Source organism: Synechococcus sp. PROS-U-1, from assembly GCF_014279755.1.
GTDB lineage: Bacteria > Cyanobacteriota > Cyanobacteriia > PCC-6307 > Cyanobiaceae > Parasynechococcus.
This window is the reverse complement of sequence record NZ_CP047951.1, coordinates 2,545,527-2,565,835: the sequence shown is the minus strand read 5'-3', so window position 1 is coordinate 2,565,835 and position 20,309 is coordinate 2,545,527. Positions and strand designations below refer to the sequence as shown.

The following is a 20,309-nucleotide window of genomic DNA, read 5'->3' as shown; positions in this document are numbered from 1 at the left end:
TACAACCGCCGGTATGACCGTAGTCTCTTGAGCTCAGATCTCCTGCAGGAGAGGGAGACTCAGCTTTTTTAATCAGTTTGATTTACGTGGCTTCTAAGGTTTTTTTCATTTTTTAGCCCTTCTTCCGCCTCTAAAGAAAAACCAACGGCACTGAATTTGTGTTCCGTTGTTGTTTGTGAGGTGAGCGAATGGGGATCCGGTTGTTGCATCTGCATCTTCACGGTCTGTTTCGTTCCCATGAGCTCGAACTGGGACGGGATGCTGACACCGGTGGCCAGACGCTGTACGTCCTCGAGCTTGCGCGCAGCCTGGCGCAGCGGGCGGAGGTCGAGCAGGTTGATGTGGTGACGCGGTTGATTCAGGACCGTCGCGTTGAGCTCGACTACAGCCAACCGGAGGAGGCCATTTGTCCGGGTGCCCGCATCCTGCGTTTCCCATTCGGTCCGAAGCGGTATCTGCGCAAGGAGTTGCTTTGGCCCCATCTCGAGGAGTTGGCGGATCATTTGGTCCAACATCTGAGCCAGCCCGGCCAGAGGGTGGATTGGATTCATGCCCATTACGCCGATGCCGGCTTGGTGGGTTCCTTGGTCAGTCAGCGGCTGGGCATTCCGCTGGTGTTCACCGGCCATTCCCTCGGTCGGGAGAAACAGCGACGCCTCTTGGCCGGTGGTCTGGATCGATCTCAGATTGAGCAGACCTATGCCATCAGCAGACGCATCGACGCCGAAGAGCGCGCTCTGGCGCAAGCCGATCTGGTGATCACCAGCACCCGTCAGGAAGCTGATCAGCAGTACTCGCGCTACGGCCACTTTCAGGCGGCTCAGGCGGAGGTGGTCCCCCCCGGGGTCGATGCCACACGGTTCCATCCGCACGGTTCCTCGCAGGAATGCTCTGCTGTGGAAAGCCTGTTGCAGCCTTTCCTCAGGGAGCCAGATCGTCCGCCCTTACTGGCGATTTCCCGTGCGGTTCGTCGCAAGAACATTCCTGCGCTTGTGGAGGCCTATGGCCAGTCACCGGTGCTGCGGCAGCGTCACAACCTCGTGCTTGTGCTGGGCTGTCGGGATGACCCGCGTCAGCTCGAGAAGCAGCAGCGCGATGTGCTTCAGCAGGTGTTCGATCTGGTGGATCGCTTTGATCTCTATGGCCAGGTGGCCTATCCCAAACAACACAGTCGTGCCCAGATTCCCGCCCTGTATCGCTGGGCTTCGCGGCGTGGAGGTCTGTTTGTGAATCCGGCGTTGACGGAACCCTTCGGACTCACCCTGCTGGAGGCCGCGGCCTGTGGGTTGCCGATGGTGGCGACCGACGATGGGGGGCCACGGGATATCCAACACCGTTGCGACAACGGTCTTTTGGCAGACGTCACCGATCCTGGGGCACTTCAGGAAGCCCTGGAACTGGCTGGCAGTGATGCATCCCGTTGGCGACGTTGGAGTGACAACGGGGTCGAGGCGATCAGCCGTTATTTCAGCTGGGATGCCCACGTGTGCCAGTACCTCGCTCTGATGCAGCAAAAGATCCGTCTGTCACCCGTTCGAGCGTTGTCGGTGGTGCGGCGGCCGAGCCCTGTTTCCAGGATGCTGGCGTTGGATCTTGACAGCAGCTTGGACTTGCCGGAGCAACGCTCCCTCGCGCATCTGCGCGATCGGCTACAAGCCGAACCCTTTGCTGCTACGACCGGGTTGGTCATCCTGACGGGGCGCTCCCTGGGTCAGGCGCGTCAGCGCTATCAGGAGTTGCATCTTCCCGCTCCCAAGGCCTGGATCTGCCGCGCTGGAACTGAGATTCACCACGCGGTGGATTGCATAGAGGATTCCGCCTGGGCGCAGCGGATCAGCCAGGCCTGGGATCGCGATGCTGTTCTTGCAGCAATGGGGCAACTTCAGGAACACATCAAGCTTCAGGATCTTGATCATCAAAGTCGTTTCAAGGTCAGCTATCTGTTGCGTGCTTCCAACGGCGGTTTGATCGGGTTGGCCCGTCAGTGCTTGCGGCGCCATGGCCTGCAGGCGGAACCCCAGCTCCGCTGCCACTGGTTCCTGGATGTTTTGCCGCAGCGCGCGTCCCGCAGTGAGGCCATCCGTTTCCTGGCCCAGTCCTGGGGGCTCTCCCTGGAGCGGGTTCTGGTGGTGGCCAGTCAGCAGGGTGATGGAGAGTTATTGGACGGTTTACCCGCCACAGTCTTGCCTGCAGATCACGATCCTTGTCTGCTGGTCCAGCGTCATCAGCAGCGGGTCTTCATCTCTAAGAGACCCAGTGTTGGAGCTGTATTGGACGGGATAGATCATTTCAAATTTAAAACTAGTTTTTGAAAAGACAGTTTTTTCTTTCATCAGGAAAATTATTTAAATCTTAAAAGTGAATATGATGAAGAATTTATGAATAAGCTTCTTTTGCAATGAGTATTTCCTGTGTCGATCGGTCTTTCCGTTAATCCGCGTCGTTATTTGGGTCCAGTTGGCAATCTTTTTCCTGATTTCAAGGTAAAATTTGGAAAAAATAAGTCGATAAGATTTGATCCAATAGGATCCCTGACGGGTTCTAGAATGGTGTTTGAGCTTATCACTAAAACTTCTGGAAAAGCTAGAGGAGGTCGAAAGAATGGAGACGGTGAATCTGGTTTATCTGTGTCACCAAATGTTCATTTTGAAGCGCAGATAGATATTTTAAATGGAAAGCCTTATCTTGATGTAGAAGATGAGGATATCAAATATCTTATAGCTGCTATGGACCATAATGGCAATGGCCGATTGTCAAAGAAAGAGTTGCGGAAGTCAACTTTTAAAGCTGTGACTGATAAGGGTTTAATTGAAAACCACTCTAGAGATGCCGACGTTACTAAATCTTTGACATCTGAAGATGTTCTTTTTCAATACAAGCCAAAGCCTGTGCTTGATGGTAAGCCAGGGCCTGGCACGCTTGAATATAAAAAAAATTATAGGGTGTCTGTAGGAATCGACGATGACGGTAATGTGATCTCAGTTCTCTGTCCCCAAAACACACAGGAAATTGATAACACATTTGCGTCTGGTTCCATTTTATCTGAGGTTGAGATTGGACAGGTTGGCGGTAAAATTGATCCTCTGACAGGCGAGGGTACGTGGTATGCCGACGACTTGGCATGGAAGTTTTGGGGTGATATAAAGATATTTGGTAAGGAGATTTCGATTTCCAAGGAAGATGCTGCGTTGATTCCTATTGAAGATGCTTCGGGTTCAGGTGGTCTCTTGGCTTTGGACAGAATCGAAAAAAGCGCTCATGGAGGTGGGGATATTGAAAATATATTTAGTTCTTATTATGTTGACGGACTTCAAGGTGATCCTTCCGGTATTCAGAAGGGTCCTTTGCAGAAAACATTGATTCAGGCCGTAAATATGTTTGTTCCTGGGTTCGCAAATGGGGGAACTGCTATTGAATGGAATATCGATCTTCAAAATCCTGTTGATGTTAAGGGAAGTGAGTATGTTGATAAAGCTCATGCTTTGCATATGCATGGGTAGCATATACGTTTAATAAGGCCGACACTTGTGTTGCAAGTGTCGGCCTTTTTTTTATTGAGTTATCTTTACTTTGACGCAGGCTGCTGCTCGGTCGGCTTTTGCCTTCGCTCTTTCCACATCTGTATCGAGGGCTAAAGCAACTCCCATGCGTCGTCCTGGCCGTGCTGTTGGTTTTCCAAACAGCAGCAGCTGGGTGTCAGGTTCCCGAAGGGCTTCTTCTACTCCTGTGAGAGTCACGCTTTCCATGTGATTGTTTGCCAGAACCACTCGGCTGGCAGCCGCATCAGCGGTCGTGATTTCTGGAATCGGAAGATCGAGTACTGCCCGCAAATGCAACTCGAACTCATTCAAGTTTTGGCTTAGTAATGTGACCAGACCGGTGTCGTGGGGGCGCGGAGAGAGTTCCGAAAAGATCACCTCATCACCACAGAGAAAAAATTCAACACCGAAGAGTCCTGCACCGCCGAGGTTGTCGGTCACGGTCTTTGCCATGGCCTGGGCCTGATGCAGTTGTTGGTCCGTGAGTTGAGCTGGCTGCCAGCTGCACTGGTAGTCGCCACCTTCTTGTTCGTGGCCGATCGGTGCACAGAACAGGGTCTCGCCATTGCGCTGACGAATGGTGAGCAGGGTGATTTCCAGATCAAAGTGGAGGAATTCCTCCACAATCACCTGAGTTGAGGTGCCCCGAGCCCCGGCCATGGCGGCATCCCAGGCCTTGGGCAGATCGTCTGCACTGGCCACCACACTCTGGCCTTTGCCCGAAGAACTCATCACCGGTTTCACAACGACCGGCCAGCCCAGGGGTTCTGCCACTTTTTTGAGTTCTTCAGCACTGGAGGCATAGGCGAATCGTGCTGTTCGGAGATCAAGTTCGCCTGCCGCTAGGTCGCGGATACGGTCTCGATTCATGGTGACGGCCGTCGCACGGGCCGTTGGAATCACGGTGATCCCTTCCTGTTCGAGTTCCGCCAGCGCATGAACTGCGAGCGCTTCGATCTCCGGGATTACCACATCGGGTTGGTGGCGCCTGACCACCTCCAGCAAGGCATCGGCATCGGTCATTGGCAGCACCTCCGCATCGTCAGCCACCTGCATGGCCGGAGCACCGGCATAGCGATCACAGGCGATCACCCGGCAGCCGAGCCGTTGGGCAGCGATGGCGACTTCTTTCCCCAGTTCCCCACTGCCCAGCAGCATCACGGTGCGAGGAAACGACGGCATGGCGATCTTTTAATGGCTGGCCGCATCATCAATCAACGCAAGTCCTGAGACTTTCCGCAGCCTGGGAGTGCAGGGCTCGATGTGCCGCTACGTCAAGGATGCGTTCTTGATGAAGTCCAGTGCTTCGGGCGACATGGATGGCGGTTCTCGCTGGAGTATGTCTTCAGCTCGGGGTGGTTAGAGCCAGGCCCGCTGATCCGATTCCTCCGGTTGCTCCTTGGCTGAGTGATGCAGAGGCGCTCGCCTTGCTGCCGGCTGCCGTCCGCTCCCGTTCCACCAAACAGCTTGTGCTGTATCGCTCCAGCCGTCAGCTGATCCTGCTGGAGCATGGTCAGCTTCGTCTGCGTGTGCCTGCCGCTGTCGGCACCCAAGGTTGGGAAACGCCTCTTGGAGAGCATCGGGTGGTGTTCAAGACGGTGAATCCCGTTTGGAGGCATCCAGGCACTGGAGCTCTGGTTCCTCCAGGAGGCCGAAACCCCTTGGGATCCCGCTGGCTCCTACAACCGGGGCCAGATCATTGGTCTTTGTGGGAACACGGGTCGCTGGTCGACTGGTCCTCACCTTCACTTTGAAGCGGAACCACTGCATCTTCTGGATGCGCTTGAACGCCCCAGCGCTGAGCAGCTGAAATCGATGGAGCAGTCACCTCAGTGGCGTCAGCGTTCTGTGGAAGCGAGTCGTTGAGGGTTCAGTTCGAATCGGCGTTGCTCTGACGTCGCACTTCTCCGATCAACCACACGCCCATGAACCCCAGCGACGACAGGCCGAAATAGATCAGCACCCAACGCAGAACCCGATCGGGATCCGCCGCTGCATTGGCCAGCAGCTCAGCGGTTTTGGCAAGCAAGTTCTCCATCAGTTCTGAAGATCCGGGATCAGCGTGAGTTGGCGGACCGGCGATTCTTCGCTGACGAATCCCCAAGCTTCAAACACTGTGGGATCGGGATGGGTGATGCGCTGCTCGGTTCCATGTCGCTCCAGTTGGAACCCTTCGCTTGACATGCGTCGCATCAAACTGGCTGACTCCTCGAAGCGGGAAGCCATGGCCTCGAGGCTTGAACAGTCAGCTGTGAGACCGGATTCACGCCATGTGAAGTAGGTCATCCTGCCTTGATGCCTCGAAAGCACAACCTTAAGGGATGTGAGCTGCAGCGAGCTTTCTTGCCGGAGATGCAAATCTGTTCATCATCGGCTTGTCAGCTGAGATCCGCTATTCCCGGGGTTTTTCTGCTGTGATCGCCTCTTGCTTTCTTGAACCATCAATCGTCTTTCGGGCGACACATTGCTCGACAAGAACATCGACTCAATCAAATATTCGCAGATGATGGTCTTGAGATCGATTCAAAACATGCGTATTGAAGATCTAATTTTTTGTATCGATGATCGTGTTTTCTTGACCGAGTTAGCTGCTTGTGTGTATCGGGTTTTCAAGAAAATTCAAGCTTTAATGTTATTAACGTTGAATGGATTTCTGGTCATATCGCCTTGATGCAGCTTGAATAAAACTGATTTCTTTAGTTGAAAGTTTGAGGATTGGGCTGATGTGCCTTTTCCTTGGGATACAGCTCCATCGAGTCTGGCGGTTCAAGATCAAGGCTCCGGAGATGTTCTGGTTATCGATCCCTACAGCTAATTCGTCCTCAGGGACGTAGAACGAGTCCCAGCAGGACAAGCCCTACCGTGACCAGCCAGAACGCAGGCACCACACTTCTTTCGTCGGTGCCTCCCAGCTCAAAATGGTGATGGAGTGGCGCCATGCGGAACACGCGCCGGCCCTGTCCATCAGCGCCCTTCGTGGCCTTGAACACCCACACCTGGATAATCACAGAGAGTGATTCCGCCAAGAACACGCCTCCCATCACCAGCAGGGGCCACAGACTGTTGGACAACAGGGCAACACCACTGAGGGCTGCACCCATCGCCAGGGATCCCGTGTCGCCCATGAAGGCGCGAGCCGGGTTCCTGTTGTGCATGAGAAACCCCAGCCATGCCCCAGCCATGGTCATGCAAAATCCAGCTAGGGCTGGATCGCCGTTGTCACCTCGCAGCATCATCTGAAGCGCGAGACCCGTAAAGACGAGTGCTCCGCAGCCGCTGGCCAGACCATCCAGGCCGTCGGTGAGGTTGGTGGCATTGCTCTCTGCCAGAACGACAAACAACCCCAAAGGCCAGATCAGGATCCCCAGCGGAAGCTCAAGACCAAAGGGCAAAGCAATGCTGCTGTTGATCCAGTCCTGCCAGGCCGCGATGGCCAGAAAGGCCACAGCCGCAATGGCCTGCAGCAGCAATTTTCCACGAGGTGTCAGGCCGGTGTTGGTGTGTTTGGTGAGGCTGCTCCAGTCATCGATGCCCCCAATCACCATGAACGCCAACGTCAGCGACGCCAAGCTGAGCAGCTGTTGCGACGCCACGGGATCCCGTGTGATCAGGCTGCCGAGAATGACCCCGATGGGAACCACGAGCAGGCCTCCCATCGTTGGCGTTCCTGCTTTGCTCCGATGGGCTTCCGGTCCCTCCTCGCGGATGAACTGCCCCATCTTCAGGCCACGCAAAAGGGGTATCCCCAAGGCTGCGACAGCCGTTGCACAGACCGTTGAAATCAACAGAGGCAGGCTCAGCTGCGCATTCGGAATCCACTTGTCAGCTGCAAAGCTGGTGGCCAAGACCACCAGCATGAGCAAGCAGGCACTCAGAGAGCCGCTTTCCCACCAAGGACGATGGGTCGAATCCGTGGATTGCAAGGCAGTACTGGACTGGTCGCTGGGACCCTAAATGAGTCGCTTAGAGACGACCAGTTAGTGGCTGGGGGACGTCAGTCCTCCCATTGCTCTTCATTTTGCTCATCATCCTTGTTGTAGTCCTCTTTCTCACCCATGAGCGCTGAGAGCTCTTCCTCTTCGACAGTGCTCACTTCGGGTGAACCGGATTCTTCGTCGGCGACAAGACGGCCGCTGGTCTCCAGCCACGACAGAAGATCGGGCTCCTCTCGCAAGGGCAGCACGGGCGCTGGATCACGGCGCCCGTAGCGGGTGAGGGACGGGTTGACGCTGTCCAGGGCGTTTAAATCAACCAGAGCGCTCATGCAGGGAGGGACGCAGGCCAATCAACCAAGATAAACCACGTGCTGTTTTTGTCCTCCAGCTGAACAAACCTGCATTTCTGGTGGTGATGTGGTGTCTGGCTCTGATGATCAGTGCTGGGTTGCACTGGTGGGGTCTGCAGCGTCCTGAAGCGTTGCAGCCCTCCTGGAGCCTGGCGCTGTTGTTGGTCTTTTCCCCTGCTGCTGTCTTGGCTGCATGGCTGCTTGTGACCTCACCTCAAGATGCGGCCGGCGAGACGAGAGAATCAGAAGAAAGTGATCAGGAGACCCATTGATGGGCCGCGCCAAGAAGGTGGTACTCGCCTATTCCGGGGGAGTGGATACCAGTGTCTGCATCCCGTACCTCAAGCAGGAATGGGGTGTGGAGGATGTGATCACATTCGCTGCAGATCTCGGCCAGGGCGATGAGCTGGAACCGATTCGTCAGAAAGCCCTCGATGCCGGTGCCAGTCAGTCGCTGGTGGGAGACCTGATCGAGCCGTTCATCAAGGATTTCGCTTTTCCGGCGATTCGTGCCAATGCCTTGTACGAAGGCCGCTACCCCCTCTCTACGGCTCTGGCCAGGCCTCTGATTGCCAAGCGCCTGGTTGAGGTGGCCCAGGAAGTGGGTGCTGATGCTGTCGCCCATGGCTGCACAGGCAAGGGCAACGACCAGGTGCGATTTGATGTCGCCATCGCAGCGCTGGCTCCGGATCTGAAGGTCCTCACTCCAGCCCGTGAGTGGGGCATGAGCCGAGAAGAGACCATCGCTTATGGCGAACGCTTTGGGATGCCCGCCCCGGTAAGCAAGAAGTCGCCCTACTCAATTGATCTGAATCTGCTGGGCCGCAGCATCGAGGCTGGACCTCTCGAAGATCCGATGGTGGCTCCGCCGGAAGAGGTCTTCGCGATGACCCGTTCGGTGGAGGATGCTCCCGATGCCTCGGAAGAGATCGAGATTGCCTTTGAAGTGGGCAATCCCGTTGCGATCAACGGCCAGCGTTTGGACCCCGTGGCGTTGATTCGTGAAGCCAATCGTTTGGCGGGCACCCACGGCATTGGTCGACTCGACATGATCGAGAACCGGGTGGTGGGAATTAAATCTCGGGAGATCTACGAAACGCCTGGACTGTTGCTTCTGATTCAGGCCCACCAGGAACTGGAAAGCCTGACCCTGGCCGCCGATGTTCTGCGCAGCAAGCGGCAACTGGAGATGCAGTGGGCCGATCTCGTCTATCAGGGCCTTTGGTTCGGTCCTCTCAAGGATGCTCTGGACGGTTTCATGGACCGCACCCAGACCACCGTCAATGGTGTCGTCCGTCTCCGGCTTCAAAAGGGAACGGCCACGGTCACCGGTCGGGGCTCAGCAGACAGCAGTCTTTACGTCCCTGAGATGGCGTCCTACGGCAGTGAGGATCAGTTCGATCACCGCGCTGCGGAGGGCTTCATTTACGTCTGGGGTTTGCCTACCCGACTCTGGTCAGCGTCTCACCGCCGCTCAGGCTGAACGCTGCCGTGTCTTGAGAAAGCCCGGCAGCTCGAAGTGGGGGAAGCGAATGACGTTTCCCCTTCCCGTCGGTGTTGGAGTTGCTTCGAGCCAATTGGGGTGTCCGCTTGCATCCGCCAACAAGCGATAGCGCTCGATCAATGGTTCCAATCGCTGTTGAAACTTTCGCTCAAACAGATCCGGCAGTTCATCGAGCAATGCTTCATAGGTTTCGACCTGCTGCTCGAGTTCTGCGATCCGACGCAGATAAACGCTCGATTGATCAGCCGGTTCAACCGGTTGGATCCACTGGGGCTCTGGGGCCTGATGTTGCTGATCCAAGGGATTCATAGGCGGACGCTATCGCCCGCCCATGCATGGAACAAGCCTGATCAGGCTCAGGATTCAGTGGTTTGTGCTGCTGTTTCCGCTTGGGGCTGGGCGGCTTCACTGCCAGGCATCACCCGAGGTGCGGGGAGAGGACCCTCCTGCTTCACCGTCAGGTAGCGAATCACGTCTTCGCTCAGGCGCATGGCCTTCTCGAGAACAGCAACGTGCTGGCCATCGCCGTTATGGCTCAGTTGCACGTAGATGCCTTCCTTGTGCTTCGCAATCGGATAGGCCAAACGGCGCTTGCCGCGCATTTGGTTGTCCAGCACATCGGCACCGGCTTCCACGAGCATGTCGCGGTATTTGGTGAGATGGCTTTCAACTTCCTCCTCCGGAATGTCCGGACGAAGGATGTACATGGTTTCGTAATACGGATCGAGCGTCATGGGCAGCTCCTAAGGGGCTTCTGGCTCACCAGCGTGAGCGACGGATCCAACACCTTATCCCCCGGCGTGACCCTCAACCTTCAGTAGAGCTGCATGCGCACGGCCTGACTGATGCCTGGCAGATCTGGTTCACGGCCTCTCCCACACTCCACAAGGGCGAACACCAGGATTGCCAGCACAGCGATAACGATCGTGCTGGAGAGGGTGCTCATCAGCAGACTGCCTCCAGCAAGCGGTTGGAGCAGGATTCCAAAAGCGAAGCTCAAAACAACGATCACGATGTCGGTGAGCAGGGCCTGCAGGGTGTTGAACCGCAGGAAGTAGGGAACAGCTGGATTGCGTACCACCGCTAGGAAAAGCACGAAAAAGAGCAGAAGACCACCGAAAGGAACCCCTCGATCCAGTTGGATCAGAGGAACGGCTGGAACGATCAGCAGCCTGAGCAACGGGATCTGGTTGAACACGCCGTCAGCCCCGAGGCCAAAGGGAATGGCGTCACTCCAGGGGAGCAGGTACACCAGCGGTGCGAGTAGCCGCTGCCAGAGGGGAATCTGCACGGTGGAGCTTGGAATTGCTGCGACGTTAGGTCGCAAGAGCAGTCAAGGCGGCGCTTCGCATCGCTTCGATTGGAACGTCATCGTGCCCACTCCAGAGCCGCAGTGACGCAGCACCTTGCTGCACCAGCATTTCGAGGCCATCGATGCAGCGATGGCCTTGGCGTTGCCCGGCAGCGAGCCAGCTGGTGGGCCTTGGTGTGTAGATGAGGTCGTACAGAATCGCTTCGGCACGCAGGCTTGACCAGAGTTCCGCACCCAGTGGCATGGCCTTGGTATCGCCATGCTGGGCCATGCCCACCGGGGTGGTGTTCACCACAAGAGCCGCTCCAGAAACGGCGTCTTTGAGCTGGGCCGCCTTGTCGAGACAGGCCGTCAAAGGGGCGTTGTCCTGTCGCAGATCCGTGATGAAGGCCTGCAGTGCCTCGCGTCGCCGTCCCACGACGGTGATCGAGTTGAGGTTCAGGCTCTGCAGACCGGCGACAACCGCTCGAGCAGATCCACCGCAGCCAATCACCACGGCATGGCGTCCGGCCCAGGCTTCATTGGCACCGAGTGGAGCCAGAAAGCCCTCCACGTCCGTGTTGGTGCCGTACCAGCCACCGCCTGCCCCGGGGACCAAGGTGTTGACGGCACCAAGCCTCTCCGCCAGAGGGCTCAGCTCCTCGCAGAGTGCGGCGATGGCCTGTTTGTGCGGGATGGTGACGTTGAGCCCATGGCAGCCAACGGCCCTGAGACCCTGCAGCACCAGCTCAAGGCTCTCGCTTTCGCAGGGCAGGGCCAGGTAGCGCCAGTTGAGCCCCATCGTTTTGAGAGCAGCGTTGTGCATCACCGGCGAAAGTGAGTGGCGCACTGGATTGCCAAGCAGGCCCAAAAGGCTGGTGCCGCCGTTGATCATTGCCAGGGCCGGATTGCTTCACCAGCCTGCCTGTTCGGGAACCACACCTCGCCTCCCACCGGGTCTGCTGTGGAGGATGAGCCCATTCAAATCAACATTTCAGGAGGTGGGCACCGATGGGCAAGGTTGTCGGCATTGACCTTGGCACCACGAACAGCTGTGTTTCCGTGATGGAGGGCGGCAAGCCCACCGTCATCGCGAACGCCGAGGGCTTCCGCACGACGCCCTCCGTGGTTGCTTACACCAAGAACCAGGATCAGCTGGTGGGTCAGATCGCCAAACGTCAGGCGGTGATGAACCCAGACAACACCTTCTATTCCGTCAAGCGCTTCATCGGCCGTCGGGTTGATGAGGTGAACGAGGAATCAAAGGAAGTGAGCTACGGCGTTGAGAAGGCCGGTTCCAACGTGAAGGTGAAGTGCCCGGTTCTTGACAAGCAATTCGCGCCTGAGGAGGTTTCCGCCCAGGTGTTGCGCAAGCTGTCTGAGGACGCCGGCAAGTACCTCGGCGAAACGGTGACCCAGGCGGTGATCACCGTTCCGGCCTACTTCAACGACTCCCAGCGTCAGGCCACCAAGGACGCCGGCAAGATCGCTGGCCTTGAGGTGCTGCGCATCATCAATGAGCCCACCGCTGCGGCTTTGGCCTACGGCCTCGACAAGAAGAGCAATGAGCGCATCCTGGTCTTCGACCTGGGCGGCGGCACCTTCGACGTCTCTGTGCTGGAAGTTGGCGACGGCGTGTTTGAGGTGTTGTCCACCGCTGGTGATACTCACCTCGGTGGTGACGATTTCGACAAGGTGATCGTTGATCACCTGGCCGAGACGTTCAAAGCCAACGAAGGCATCGATCTGCGTCAGGACAAGCAAGCCCTGCAGCGCCTCACCGAGGCCGCTGAAAAAGCCAAGGTTGAGCTCTCCAACGCCACCCAGAGCGAGATCAATCTGCCGTTCATCACGGCCACGCCTGAGGGTCCCAAGCACCTGGATCTCACCCTCACCCGCGCCAAGTTCGAGGAACTGGCCTCCAAGCTGATCGACCGCTGCGCCATGCCTGTGGAGCAGGCGCTGAAGGACGCCAAGCTGTCCTCCGGTGAGCTGGACGAGATCGTGATGGTGGGTGGTTCCACCCGCATCCCGGCTGTGCTTGAGCTGGTCAAGCGCATCACCGGAAAAGATCCCAACCAGACGGTGAACCCCGATGAGGTGGTGGCTGTCGGTGCTGCCATCCAGGGTGGCGTGCTGGCCGGCGAGGTGAAGGACATCCTTCTGCTCGACGTCACGCCCCTCTCCCTGGGTGTGGAGACCCTCGGCGGTGTGATGACCAAGATGATCACCCGCAACACCACGGTTCCCACCAAGAAGACCGAGACCTACTCCACGGCTGTGGATGGTCAGACCAACGTGGAGATTCACGTGCTCCAGGGTGAGCGCGAGATGGCTTCCGACAACAAGTCGCTCGGAACCTTCCGTCTCGATGGCATTCCTCCGGCTCCCCGGGGTGTGCCACAGATCGAGGTCACCTTCGACATCGACGCCAACGGCATTCTCAGCGTCACCGCTAAAGACAAGGGCAGCGGTAAGGAACAGTCCATCTCGATCACCGGTGCGTCGACCCTGTCGGACACCGAGGTCGACAAGATGGTGAAGGACGCCGAGGCCAACGCCAGCGCTGACAAGGAGAAGCGCGAAAAGATCGACCTCAAGAACCAGGCCGAAACCCTCGTTTATCAAGCTGAAAAGCAGATGGGCGAACTCGGCGACAAGGTCGATGCTGACGCCAAGGCGAAGCTGGAGGAGAAGCGCCTCAAGCTCAAGGAAGCCACCGAGAAGGACGACTACGACGCGATGAAGACCCTGCTGGAAGAACTGCAGCAGGAGCTCTATACCGTTGGTGCTTCCGTCTATCAGCAGGAAGGGGCAGCAGCTGGTGCTGGAGCTCCTGGTGCTGATGCCGGTGCCGGTGCTGGTGGTGGTGACGCGAGTGACGACGTCATCGACGCTGAGTTCACCGAGACCAAGTGATCGGTTGACCCATCGATGTGAAGGGCCCTGCGGGGCCCTTTTTTCATGGCTGCTCGAGTGCAGCGGCGACCCATTCCGCTGTGGCAGGTGCGAGCAGCACGCCGTTGCGGTAGTGGCCACTGGCAAGAATCAGTCCAGGCTCCAGCTCCTCCAGCAGCGGTGCAGGGCGATCCACGGGTCGGGCTCGCAGGCCGCTCCAGTGGCTCACCACGGTGGCAGTGCGCAGCCATGCCGGTGCTCGTTCATTCAGGCTGCGCATCAAGATCAGAGGGTCTGCCGAAGCGCAATCACCCGGTTCCACGGTTGCCCCGAGCAGCAACTGTCCAGGTGACGTGGGAATCAGGTTGAAGCCCTGGTCCACCAGCACCGAGGGCCAGTTGCTCCAGTTCGTTGGTCCCGTCTCCAGCTGGAGTGAAAGCGCTTGACCCAACACTGGTGTCATCGGTCGGGCGTGTCCCAGGGGTTCCAGCAGGGCGTCCGTGGTCAGAGCTGTGGAGAGCACGACGACGTCGTGGATTTGGCTGTCTCCATCGGTTCGATGCACACGCCAGTGGTGGTTATCGCGCTCCAGGCGGACCACTGCTGTGGCGTTCAGCTCCACGCTTTGTTCCTTCAGAGCCTCTCGCAGGGCCAGCTGGAGCAGCAGTGGGTCGATGCGACCGTCATCAGATGAGTGAAGCCCACCATGGGTGGCTGTCGGCCAGACCGTTCTGAAGTCTTCCTTGGTCATCGTTTGCAGGCCCAGCTCGACGCGTTGGGCGGCGAGCCACTCCATGCGCTGAGCCGCTTGTTCGTCTTCAGCGATTTGCAGCAGGCCCCGATGGAGTTTGAGCTCAGGCTGGTGGATCTTCAGTGCCCTGACCCACTGGGGCCAGAGCTCCATGCTCCTGCGGCGAAGCCTCCAGCCCCGACCGCTGTTGCGGCGAAACACGTGGCCCATCAGCACCCCGAGGGATGCCGACGTGCCACTGAGATCGTTTGCTGATCCCCGACGATGAACGGGCGCGTTCAGGCGTGGGTCGTAAACGGAGACCGCATGACCCTGTTGAGCCAAATGCCAGGAGGTGCCGAGGCCGATGGCCCCAGCACCAATGACACCGACGGAGCAGGTCAGCTGAAGGCCTCAGCAGGGATCAAATCGCTGTAGGCGTCAAATCCAGCTGCCACGGCGCTGTAGGACTTCTGCATGCGGCTGAAATCCTGCAGTCGTGCGGCTTCATCCAGATCAGCCATGGCTTCCTTCAAGGAGCGGGCCACCTTGTCGGCCGCTTTGCGGTCGCTCTTATCCAAGCGCTGGTTGATGTACAGCATTTCCCGGCCCACTTCCTGCATCGGGCCATGGATGAGGTTGCGAGTGAACACCCAGTCTTCTTCACTCACCAGCCGGGCTAGATCAGGCAGACGAGACTTGGTGGCTTCAAATGCCGCGGCCTGGCGGCGGATCACCCCCAGATCATCAGGATTGATGCCGGCAGCATCGACAGCAGCCGGGGCCATCAGACCCATGCTCAACGCGACGCAGAGGCAGAACGCAGCCAGGCGTCTCAGAGCCTTCAGCATGGTGATCAAAAAATTTTCTGCGACTTTAACCAGCCCCTCCTGCGCGGGAGAATTTGTTTTTCAAAGGTTGTTGTGAGTGACGCCACGGTCATCCTCCAGATGATCTGTCCTGATCGTCCAGGCCTGGTCAGCGAATTAGCGGGTTGGGTGGCAGCCAATGGCGGCAGCATTCGCCATGCCGATCACCACACCGACGCCGGAGCGGGGCTGTTTCTCAGCCGCATTGAATGGCAACTCAAGGGCTTTGGCATTCCGCGGGATGCGCTTCCCGAGGCAGCTCAGGCCCTGGGAGAACGGCTTGGTGGGGAGGCGCAGCTCCATTTTTCCGACGCCTTTCCTCGTGTGGCGATTTTTGCCAGCAAGCAGAGCCACTGCCTGCAGGATCTGCTGTGGCGTGTTCAAAGCGGTGAGCTGCCGATGCAGGTTCCCTTGGTCATCGCCAATCATCCGGATCTGGAACCCCTGTGTGCGGCGTTCGAGGTTCCTTTCGTTTGTGTGCCTGTCAGCAGGGAGACCAAGGTGGAAGCGGAGCAGCGGATGCTGCAGCTGCTTGAGGAGAACACCGTTGAGCTCGCGGTGCTAGCCAAATACATGCAGGTTCTCAGTGGTGATTTCCTTGAGCGCTTTCCTCAGGTGATCAACATTCACCATTCTTTTCTTCCAGCCTTCAAGGGTGCTCAGCCGTACCACCGGGCCTGGGACCGTGGGGTCAAGCTGATCGGTGCCACAGCGCATTACGTCACCGAGGATCTGGATGATGGGCCGATCATTGAGCAAACCACGGTTCCCGTCAGTCATCGGGACGAGGTGGAGGATCTCATCCGCAAGGGCCGTGACACCGAACGCCTTGCTCTGGCGCGGGCCCTTCGCATGCATCTGCGCCGTCAAGTGATGGTGTATCGCGGTCGAACGGCCGTTTTTGCATGACGTCTCATCGCGGTCATCAGGCGTTCCGGCTTGGTCTCTTTCTGCTTCCGTCCAGCGCTTTGTTGTCGGGCATCTGTCTCTTCGTAGCTTGTGTCAGCGGAAGTCGTGGCAGAGATTGTCCTGTTTGGCAGGACCGCTGGACGCAACCGTTTCTTGTCGCTTCCCTGTTAATGCTGCTGGGGTCTCTGGGGGCCGAAACAGGATCCCTTGCCTGGGCTGGTTTGGGCAATTGGTTGCCATTTTTCTGGGCTTTCTGGGCCTTTCGGCCCCATCTCGCCAGTGAACTGCAGCGCCGCCAGGCGGCCTGGATGTTGGTGGCCGGAACCTTGCCGGTGCTGCTCACCGGCCTGGGGCAAATGTTTCTGGGTTGGGAGGGCCCTTGGCAACTCGGAGGCGGCGCCATCATCTGGTTCGTTGCCCCCGGTGGCGAACCGCAAGGGCGCCTGTCGGGTTTGTTTGACTACGCAAACATCGCCGGAGCCTGGCTCGGAGTGGTCTGGCCGTTGATGCTGGCGGCTGTGCTGCGACCGGATCGTTGGTGGCGGCGTGGTGCTGCTCTGGTGCTCACGCTTTCAACGGTTTTTGCTGTTTTGCTCACCCAGTCGCGCAATGCGATGGGGTCACTGGCCTTGGCGGTTCCCTTCGTTCTGGGACCGATGCAGTGGTTCTGGTTGCTCCCCCTCCTGTTGTTGTTGGCCTCTCCGTTGTTCTTGGTGGTGCTGCCCGGTGTCCCCCCTGGATGGCGTCAACTGGCCATGGCTGTGGTGCCGGAGCCGATTCTCGAGCGGCTTCTGGAGCGGGGAGGGCCCACCGCCTGGAAACACACCCGTCTGGGCCAGTGGGGGTATGCCTTGGAGTTGGTTGCGGCCCGTCCCTGGCTGGGCTGGGGGGCAGCCGCTTTCAGCGTGCTCTATCCGATCTATGCGGCCAAGCGTTGGCATGGCCATTCCCACAATCTCCCCCTGGAGTTGGCCATCAGCCACGGTCTTCCGGTGATGCTGTTGATTGTTGGAACGGTTCTGCTGTTGCTGGTGGTAGCCCTGCGGCGGGGAATCCTGCAGAAAGCGCCGATGGAACGGGCCTGGTGGACTGCCACGCTCGTGCTGGTGGCGATGCATGCCACCGATCTGCCGTTTTTTGACAGTCGCCTCAACATTCTCGGCTGGACATTGTTGGCGGGTTTGGCTGCCTTCAATCAGGAGGTTGGGGAGACTCCAGAGCCAAGGCCTGATCGTGATGGTCCCGAAGCAGCGCCGGAGCCAGGGGCCCCCTGAGGTGGGTCCAGGGGAGGGTTTTTGAGGCCTCCCATGGTTCGTGGATGACGGTGCTCCATGGCGGCGGCAGCGGTAGGGCTGGTCCGGGCATCGGTTGGAGCTCACCGTTGAGGGCAGCCCGGTAAGTCTTTTTCCAACCCCCCATGCTTTCGCGGCTCTCGCCAACGGCTGCGATCACCGGGGCCAGGCGACGGTCACTGCGGGAGAGCAGGGCCTGAATCACGCTCCAGCCATAGCTCTCCGGTCGGAATTCGATTCCCTTCGGTTTCAACCTTTTGGCCAGGCGTTTGAGGCGCTTCTCAGCTTCTGGTCGAACCCCTTGCCACTGGAAGGGGGTCTGGGCTTTGGGGACAAAGGTGCTCACCCCCAGCGTGAAGCGCAGTCCGGCGGTTCCTTTCTTAAGAGCCAGCAGGAGATCCGCCGTTGCTTCGACGTCGTCATCCGATTCCGTCGGCAAGCCCACCATCCCGTAGAGCTTGAGGCTCGAGAGGCCGCCTTGTTTGGCATGGCGGGCCGCCTCATGGATGGCCTCGGTGGTGAGTTTCTTGTTCACCACGTCGCGCATCCGTTCACTGCCGCTTTCGATGGCGATGGTGAGGGAGCGGCTGCCCCGTTTGGCCAGGATTCGACCCAAATCGGGAGTTACGGTGGCTGCCCTCACCGAGCTGACGCTGACGCGGGTGTCATCGAAACGGTCCTGATCCAGCCAGTGCAGGAGGTCGGCGAACTGGGGATGCTGGGTGACGGAAGCACCCAGCAGGCCGAGGCGTTTGGTGGCTTTCAGGCCTTTTTCCACAGCTGGGATCAGACCGTCATCCAACGACGACGTTCGGAATGGCAGGGTCAGGTAGCTGGCCAGACAGAACCGGCACAGTTCAGGGCAACTGCGCACCACCTCCACCATGTGGATGTCGGGCCAAGCGGCCTCAGGGGTGACCACCGTTGAATGACTGAGGGTGTTGCCTCGCCAGGTCTGTTTTTCGACAAGGGCCGGAACCGCTGGATCGATCGGTTCGATGCCGATCAGCTCCCCGTCTGGGTCGTACTGCGGGGCATACAGCGAAGGCACATACACCCCTGGTATCTGAGCCAGGTATCTGAGTCGTTCCTCCCGCGATGCCTGCCGGCAGCTCTGCAGAGCATCGATGAAAGCGGGCAAGAGAAGTTCGCCGTCTCCGAGCAGCACGGCATCAAAGAACGGTGCCAGGGGTTCGGGGTTGGCCGTGAGCACCGGTCCGCCACCGAACACGATGGGGTCCTCATCCCCCCGCTCCAGAGCCCAGACAGGGATCCGCTGGTTTTGCAGCAGCTCCGGCAGCACAGGGCCGTCCAGTTCCCAGCTCAGGGAGAGCCCGAACAGATCGCAACGCCTGGGCAAGGGATCGTGCTGGTCTGTGAACAGTCGCCGAACGTCCACATCGCTGCGCTGCGCCAACGTGGCCCAGACGATCTGATAGCCCAAGCTTGTGATCCCCACGGAATAGGTGCTGGGAAAGGCCAACACGGCCTGCAGGGCTCCGGGCTCCGGCAAGGCCGGCTCAAACAGCAGCGTTTCCTGGTTCAGAGTGGATCTCCTGAAGGGCCTTTGGGTGGTGTGGGGGCTTCAAACGGTCGACGGTGACGGTTCAAGCGCAGTTGCATTCGGTCTTCGGAGGCCAGCTCCATGCCCATCTGGCGCTCGTAGATGGAATCCGGATTGAACAACCGGGCCACCAAGAAACTGGTGAGGCAGGCCACCAGGATGGGCTTGAGGATGAGCAGATCCTTGGTGAGCGCAAACGCCAGGAACATGGCTGATATCGGGGTTCGCGAGCAGCCGGCAACGAAGGCGCCCATGCCAGCGAACACGTAGGTGGTGGGCACATGGCCAGTGAGGGCCTCAACGCCAATGCCGCCGGCCAAACCAATGGCTCCTCCCAACGTCAGCATTGGCATGAATAGTCCCCCCGGTGCTCCAGAGCCCGCCGCCAGACCGGTGCTGAAGAACAGCACCACAAAGCTGGCGAGGGCCAGGCTGATGTCGGCCTTGCCGGCTCCGATCAGGTGTTTGAGTTCGCTGGGGTTGTGGAAAGCGTCGGGCAGGGCCGCATAGACGCAGCCCAGCACGAGTCCGCTCAGGGTCATGCGCAGAATCAACCGATCACCGAACCAACGGTTGCCCTGCCGTTGCATGGTGAGCACGTAGCGGGTGTAAAGCTCCGCCAGCACGCCGATCACAATGCCGAGAGCGATCAGGTACAGCAGATCGACAGGCAGGAAGCGCACTAGGGGGGTGTATTCCCGTTCCAGTTGAAAGCCGATGGTGCTGTTGAGTCCGCCGCCCCCGGGATTGAGACCGAGGAAGCCGAGCACATCCGCCAGAGTGTCGGCGGAGAAGGTGGTGATGATCACCAGCAACAGGACCACGGGCCTGGCGGAGTGGAGCAGCTCCTCGATGGCGTAGATGAATCCACCGATGGGAGCGCTGAACACGGCGGCAATGCCTGCACCGCCGCCCGCAGCGACAATCACCCGCCGAAAGGCCACCGGTGCCCGCAGCCAGCGGGACATCTGCCAGGCCACGGAGCCGCCCATCTGCACAGCTGGGCCTTCTGGGCCGAGGGGAAACCCTGAGCCGATGGCAATGATGCCGGCCACGAGCTTCACCAGACCCACCCGAAGCCCCATTGGTACCGATCGGTGGCGCAGGAAGCCCATGATGTGGGTGATTCCCGCTCCGCCAGCTGCCGGGGACAGGTTGGTGATCAGCCAGGCCGAGATCATCCCGCCGATGGCGCCGAGGGCGGGGAGCACCACCCAGGCGGGAAATTCATCGAGCAGATCGAGCCGCCAGTCGCGCAGCAGGTTGATGCCGCTGGTGAACAGCAGGCCGGTGATGGCTGCTCCGAGTCCGGTGAGCGCCAGAGCCAGCACCACCACCAGCCAGCGGCGCTCCAACAACCTCCTGATGCTTCGGCTGGAGCCCAGGAGGTGGCGTCGTTGTTTGGGTTCGCTCAGGGCAGGCACAGAT

Annotated in this window: 21 protein-coding genes; 8 read left to right on the top strand and 13 right to left on the bottom strand. The window is 58.8% G+C overall.

All coding sequences use genetic code 11. The annotated features are described in order from the left end of the window. Positions 1-188 precede the first annotated feature (188 nt). Positions 189-2,312, top strand: coding sequence for an HAD family hydrolase (locus SynPROSU1_RS13775; protein WP_186570985.1), 2,124 nt, complete (start codon positions 189-191; stop codon positions 2,310-2,312). Positions 2,313-2,411: 99 nt separating this feature from the next. Beyond that, on the top strand, positions 2,412-3,500 hold the full coding sequence (locus SynPROSU1_RS13770; protein ID WP_186570984.1) for a hypothetical protein: 1,089 nt from the start codon (positions 2,412-2,414) through the stop codon (positions 3,498-3,500). 51 nt (positions 3,501-3,551) lie between these two features. On the opposite strand, the gene purT is transcribed toward SynPROSU1_RS13770, so the two are convergent. Next, entirely contained in the window at positions 3,552-4,721 is a 1,170-nt protein-coding gene (purT, locus tag SynPROSU1_RS13765) for a formate-dependent phosphoribosylglycinamide formyltransferase (protein WP_186570983.1), read from the bottom strand. Between the two features lie 137 nt (positions 4,722-4,858). Between purT and SynPROSU1_RS13760 the strand changes: the two genes are divergently transcribed. After that, positions 4,859-5,293 (top strand): L,D-transpeptidase, encoded by a 435-nt coding sequence (locus tag SynPROSU1_RS13760; protein ID WP_186570982.1) that lies wholly within the window; start codon positions 4,859-4,861, stop codon positions 5,291-5,293. Between the two features lie 116 nt (positions 5,294-5,409). Here the strand turns inward: SynPROSU1_RS13760 and SynPROSU1_RS13755 are convergent, their stop codons facing one another. The 4 genes from SynPROSU1_RS13755 to SynPROSU1_RS13740 all read right to left on the bottom strand — a co-directional run bounded on the left by SynPROSU1_RS13755 (position 5,410) and on the right by SynPROSU1_RS13740 (position 7,803). Continuing rightward, positions 5,410-5,577, bottom strand: coding sequence for a hypothetical protein (locus SynPROSU1_RS13755; RefSeq protein WP_186570981.1), 168 nt, complete (start codon positions 5,575-5,577; stop codon positions 5,410-5,412). Beyond that, on the bottom strand, positions 5,577-5,825 hold the full coding sequence (locus SynPROSU1_RS13750) for a hypothetical protein (protein WP_186570980.1): 249 nt from the start codon (positions 5,823-5,825) through the stop codon (positions 5,577-5,579). The genes SynPROSU1_RS13755 and SynPROSU1_RS13750 overlap by 1 nt, the downstream gene beginning before the upstream one ends. Before the next feature lie 536 nt (positions 5,826-6,361). Next, positions 6,362-7,396, bottom strand: a complete 1,035-nt coding sequence (gene mraY, locus SynPROSU1_RS13745; protein WP_255444918.1) for a phospho-N-acetylmuramoyl-pentapeptide-transferase — start codon at positions 7,394-7,396, stop codon at positions 6,362-6,364. A gap of 137 nt (positions 7,397-7,533) precedes the next feature. Further along, the gene (locus tag SynPROSU1_RS13740; protein WP_006850710.1) at positions 7,534-7,803 is read right to left on the bottom strand and encodes a DUF3134 domain-containing protein; all 270 of its coding nucleotides are present in this window, start codon (positions 7,801-7,803) and stop codon (positions 7,534-7,536) included. Between the two features lie 80 nt (positions 7,804-7,883). On the opposite strand from SynPROSU1_RS13740, the gene SynPROSU1_RS13735 reads away from it, so the two are divergent. Both SynPROSU1_RS13735 and SynPROSU1_RS13730 read left to right on the top strand, forming a co-directional pair. Then, positions 7,884-8,096 carry a hypothetical protein gene (locus SynPROSU1_RS13735; RefSeq protein ID WP_186572435.1) on the top strand — a complete coding sequence of 71 codons (213 nt, stop codon included), beginning with the start codon at positions 7,884-7,886 and terminating at the stop codon, positions 8,094-8,096. After that, positions 8,096-9,307, top strand: a complete 1,212-nt coding sequence (locus SynPROSU1_RS13730) for an argininosuccinate synthase (RefSeq protein ID WP_186570978.1) — start codon at positions 8,096-8,098, stop codon at positions 9,305-9,307. Before SynPROSU1_RS13735 ends, SynPROSU1_RS13730 begins: the two co-directional genes overlap by 1 nt. Here SynPROSU1_RS13730 and SynPROSU1_RS13725 read toward each other — a convergent pair. The 4 genes from SynPROSU1_RS13725 to SynPROSU1_RS13710 form a co-directional block, all read right to left on the bottom strand. Then, positions 9,299-9,637: a hypothetical protein gene (locus tag SynPROSU1_RS13725; protein ID WP_186570977.1), complete on the bottom strand. Its 339-nt coding sequence runs from the start codon at positions 9,635-9,637 to the stop codon at positions 9,299-9,301. The genes SynPROSU1_RS13730 and SynPROSU1_RS13725 overlap by 9 nt on opposite strands. 47 nt (positions 9,638-9,684) lie before the next feature. Further along, positions 9,685-10,062, bottom strand: coding sequence for a 30S ribosomal protein S6 (rpsF, locus tag SynPROSU1_RS13720; protein ID WP_186570976.1), 378 nt, complete (start codon positions 10,060-10,062; stop codon positions 9,685-9,687). Positions 10,063-10,142: 80 nt separating this feature from the next. Then, the gene (locus SynPROSU1_RS13715; RefSeq protein WP_186572427.1) at positions 10,143-10,634 is read right to left on the bottom strand and encodes a Tic20 family protein; all 492 of its coding nucleotides are present in this window, start codon (positions 10,632-10,634) and stop codon (positions 10,143-10,145) included. 10 nt (positions 10,635-10,644) lie between these two features. Next, positions 10,645-11,514, bottom strand: a complete 870-nt coding sequence (locus tag SynPROSU1_RS13710; protein ID WP_186570975.1) for a shikimate dehydrogenase — start codon at positions 11,512-11,514, stop codon at positions 10,645-10,647. A gap of 116 nt (positions 11,515-11,630) precedes the next feature. On the opposite strand from SynPROSU1_RS13710, the gene dnaK reads away from it, so the two are divergent. Beyond that, entirely contained in the window at positions 11,631-13,538 is a 1,908-nt protein-coding gene (gene dnaK / locus SynPROSU1_RS13705; protein ID WP_186570974.1) for a molecular chaperone DnaK, read from the top strand. A gap of 43 nt (positions 13,539-13,581) precedes the next feature. Here dnaK and SynPROSU1_RS13700 read toward each other — a convergent pair whose 3' ends face one another. After that, positions 13,582-14,652 carry an FAD-dependent oxidoreductase gene (locus SynPROSU1_RS13700; protein ID WP_186572426.1) on the bottom strand — a complete coding sequence of 357 codons (1,071 nt, stop codon included), beginning with the start codon at positions 14,650-14,652 and terminating at the stop codon, positions 13,582-13,584. Next, positions 14,649-15,098, bottom strand: a complete 450-nt coding sequence (psbQ, locus tag SynPROSU1_RS13695; RefSeq protein ID WP_186570973.1) for a photosystem II protein PsbQ — start codon at positions 15,096-15,098, stop codon at positions 14,649-14,651. The genes SynPROSU1_RS13700 and psbQ overlap by 4 nt, the downstream gene beginning before the upstream one ends. Before the next feature lie 72 nt (positions 15,099-15,170). On the opposite strand from psbQ, the gene purU reads away from it, so the two are divergent. Both purU and SynPROSU1_RS13685 read left to right on the top strand, forming a co-directional pair. Continuing rightward, on the top strand, positions 15,171-16,025 hold the full coding sequence (gene purU, locus SynPROSU1_RS13690; RefSeq protein WP_186570972.1) for a formyltetrahydrofolate deformylase: 855 nt from the start codon (positions 15,171-15,173) through the stop codon (positions 16,023-16,025). Continuing rightward, a complete protein-coding gene (locus SynPROSU1_RS13685; protein WP_186570971.1) occupies positions 16,022-17,299 on the top strand; it encodes an O-antigen ligase in 1,278 nt (425 codons plus the stop codon). Before purU ends, SynPROSU1_RS13685 begins: the two co-directional genes overlap by 4 nt. Here SynPROSU1_RS13685 and SynPROSU1_RS13680 read toward each other — a convergent pair. Next, positions 17,217-18,803, bottom strand: a complete 1,587-nt coding sequence (locus SynPROSU1_RS13680; RefSeq protein ID WP_186572425.1) for a radical SAM protein — start codon at positions 18,801-18,803, stop codon at positions 17,217-17,219. The two genes, SynPROSU1_RS13685 and SynPROSU1_RS13680, sit on opposite strands and share 83 nt — an antisense overlap. Before the next feature lie 56 nt (positions 18,804-18,859). After that, positions 18,860-20,305 carry a ClC family H(+)/Cl(-) exchange transporter gene (locus SynPROSU1_RS13675; RefSeq protein ID WP_186570970.1) on the bottom strand — a complete coding sequence of 482 codons (1,446 nt, stop codon included), beginning with the start codon at positions 20,303-20,305 and terminating at the stop codon, positions 18,860-18,862. Positions 20,306-20,309 lie beyond the last annotated feature (4 nt).

Bases quoted from the DNA above. Each gene is read 5' to 3' on its own strand.
- psbQ (WP_186570973.1), bottom strand. From the start codon at position 15,098: ATGCTGAAGGCTCTGAGACGCCTGGCTGCGTTCTGCCTCTGCGTCGCG.
- rpsF (WP_186570976.1), bottom strand. From the start codon at position 10,062: ATGACGCTCGATCCGTATTACGAAACCATGTACATCCTTCGTCCGGAC.
- SynPROSU1_RS13730 (WP_186570978.1), top strand. From the start codon at position 8,096: ATGGGCCGCGCCAAGAAGGTGGTACTCGCCTATTCCGGGGGAGTGGAT.
- SynPROSU1_RS13740 (WP_006850710.1), bottom strand. From the start codon at position 7,803: ATGAGCGCTCTGGTTGATTTAAACGCCCTGGACAGCGTCAACCCGTCC.
- purT (WP_186570983.1), bottom strand. From the start codon at position 4,721: ATGCCGTCGTTTCCTCGCACCGTGATGCTGCTGGGCAGTGGGGAACTG.
- SynPROSU1_RS13685 (WP_186570971.1), top strand. From the start codon at position 16,022: ATGACGTCTCATCGCGGTCATCAGGCGTTCCGGCTTGGTCTCTTTCTG.
- SynPROSU1_RS13775 (WP_186570985.1), top strand. From the start codon at position 189: ATGGGGATCCGGTTGTTGCATCTGCATCTTCACGGTCTGTTTCGTTCC.
- mraY (WP_255444918.1), bottom strand. From the start codon at position 7,396: ATGCTGGTGGTCTTGGCCACCAGCTTTGCAGCTGACAAGTGGATTCCG.
- SynPROSU1_RS13710 (WP_186570975.1), bottom strand. From the start codon at position 11,514: ATGATCAACGGCGGCACCAGCCTTTTGGGCCTGCTTGGCAATCCAGTG.
- SynPROSU1_RS13725 (WP_186570977.1), bottom strand. From the start codon at position 9,637: ATGAATCCCTTGGATCAGCAACATCAGGCCCCAGAGCCCCAGTGGATC.
- SynPROSU1_RS13750 (WP_186570980.1), bottom strand. From the start codon at position 5,825: ATGACCTACTTCACATGGCGTGAATCCGGTCTCACAGCTGACTGTTCA.
- SynPROSU1_RS13755 (WP_186570981.1), bottom strand. From the start codon at position 5,577: ATGGAGAACTTGCTTGCCAAAACCGCTGAGCTGCTGGCCAATGCAGCG.
- dnaK (WP_186570974.1), top strand. From the start codon at position 11,631: ATGGGCAAGGTTGTCGGCATTGACCTTGGCACCACGAACAGCTGTGTT.
- SynPROSU1_RS13760 (WP_186570982.1), top strand. From the start codon at position 4,859: ATGGCGGTTCTCGCTGGAGTATGTCTTCAGCTCGGGGTGGTTAGAGCC.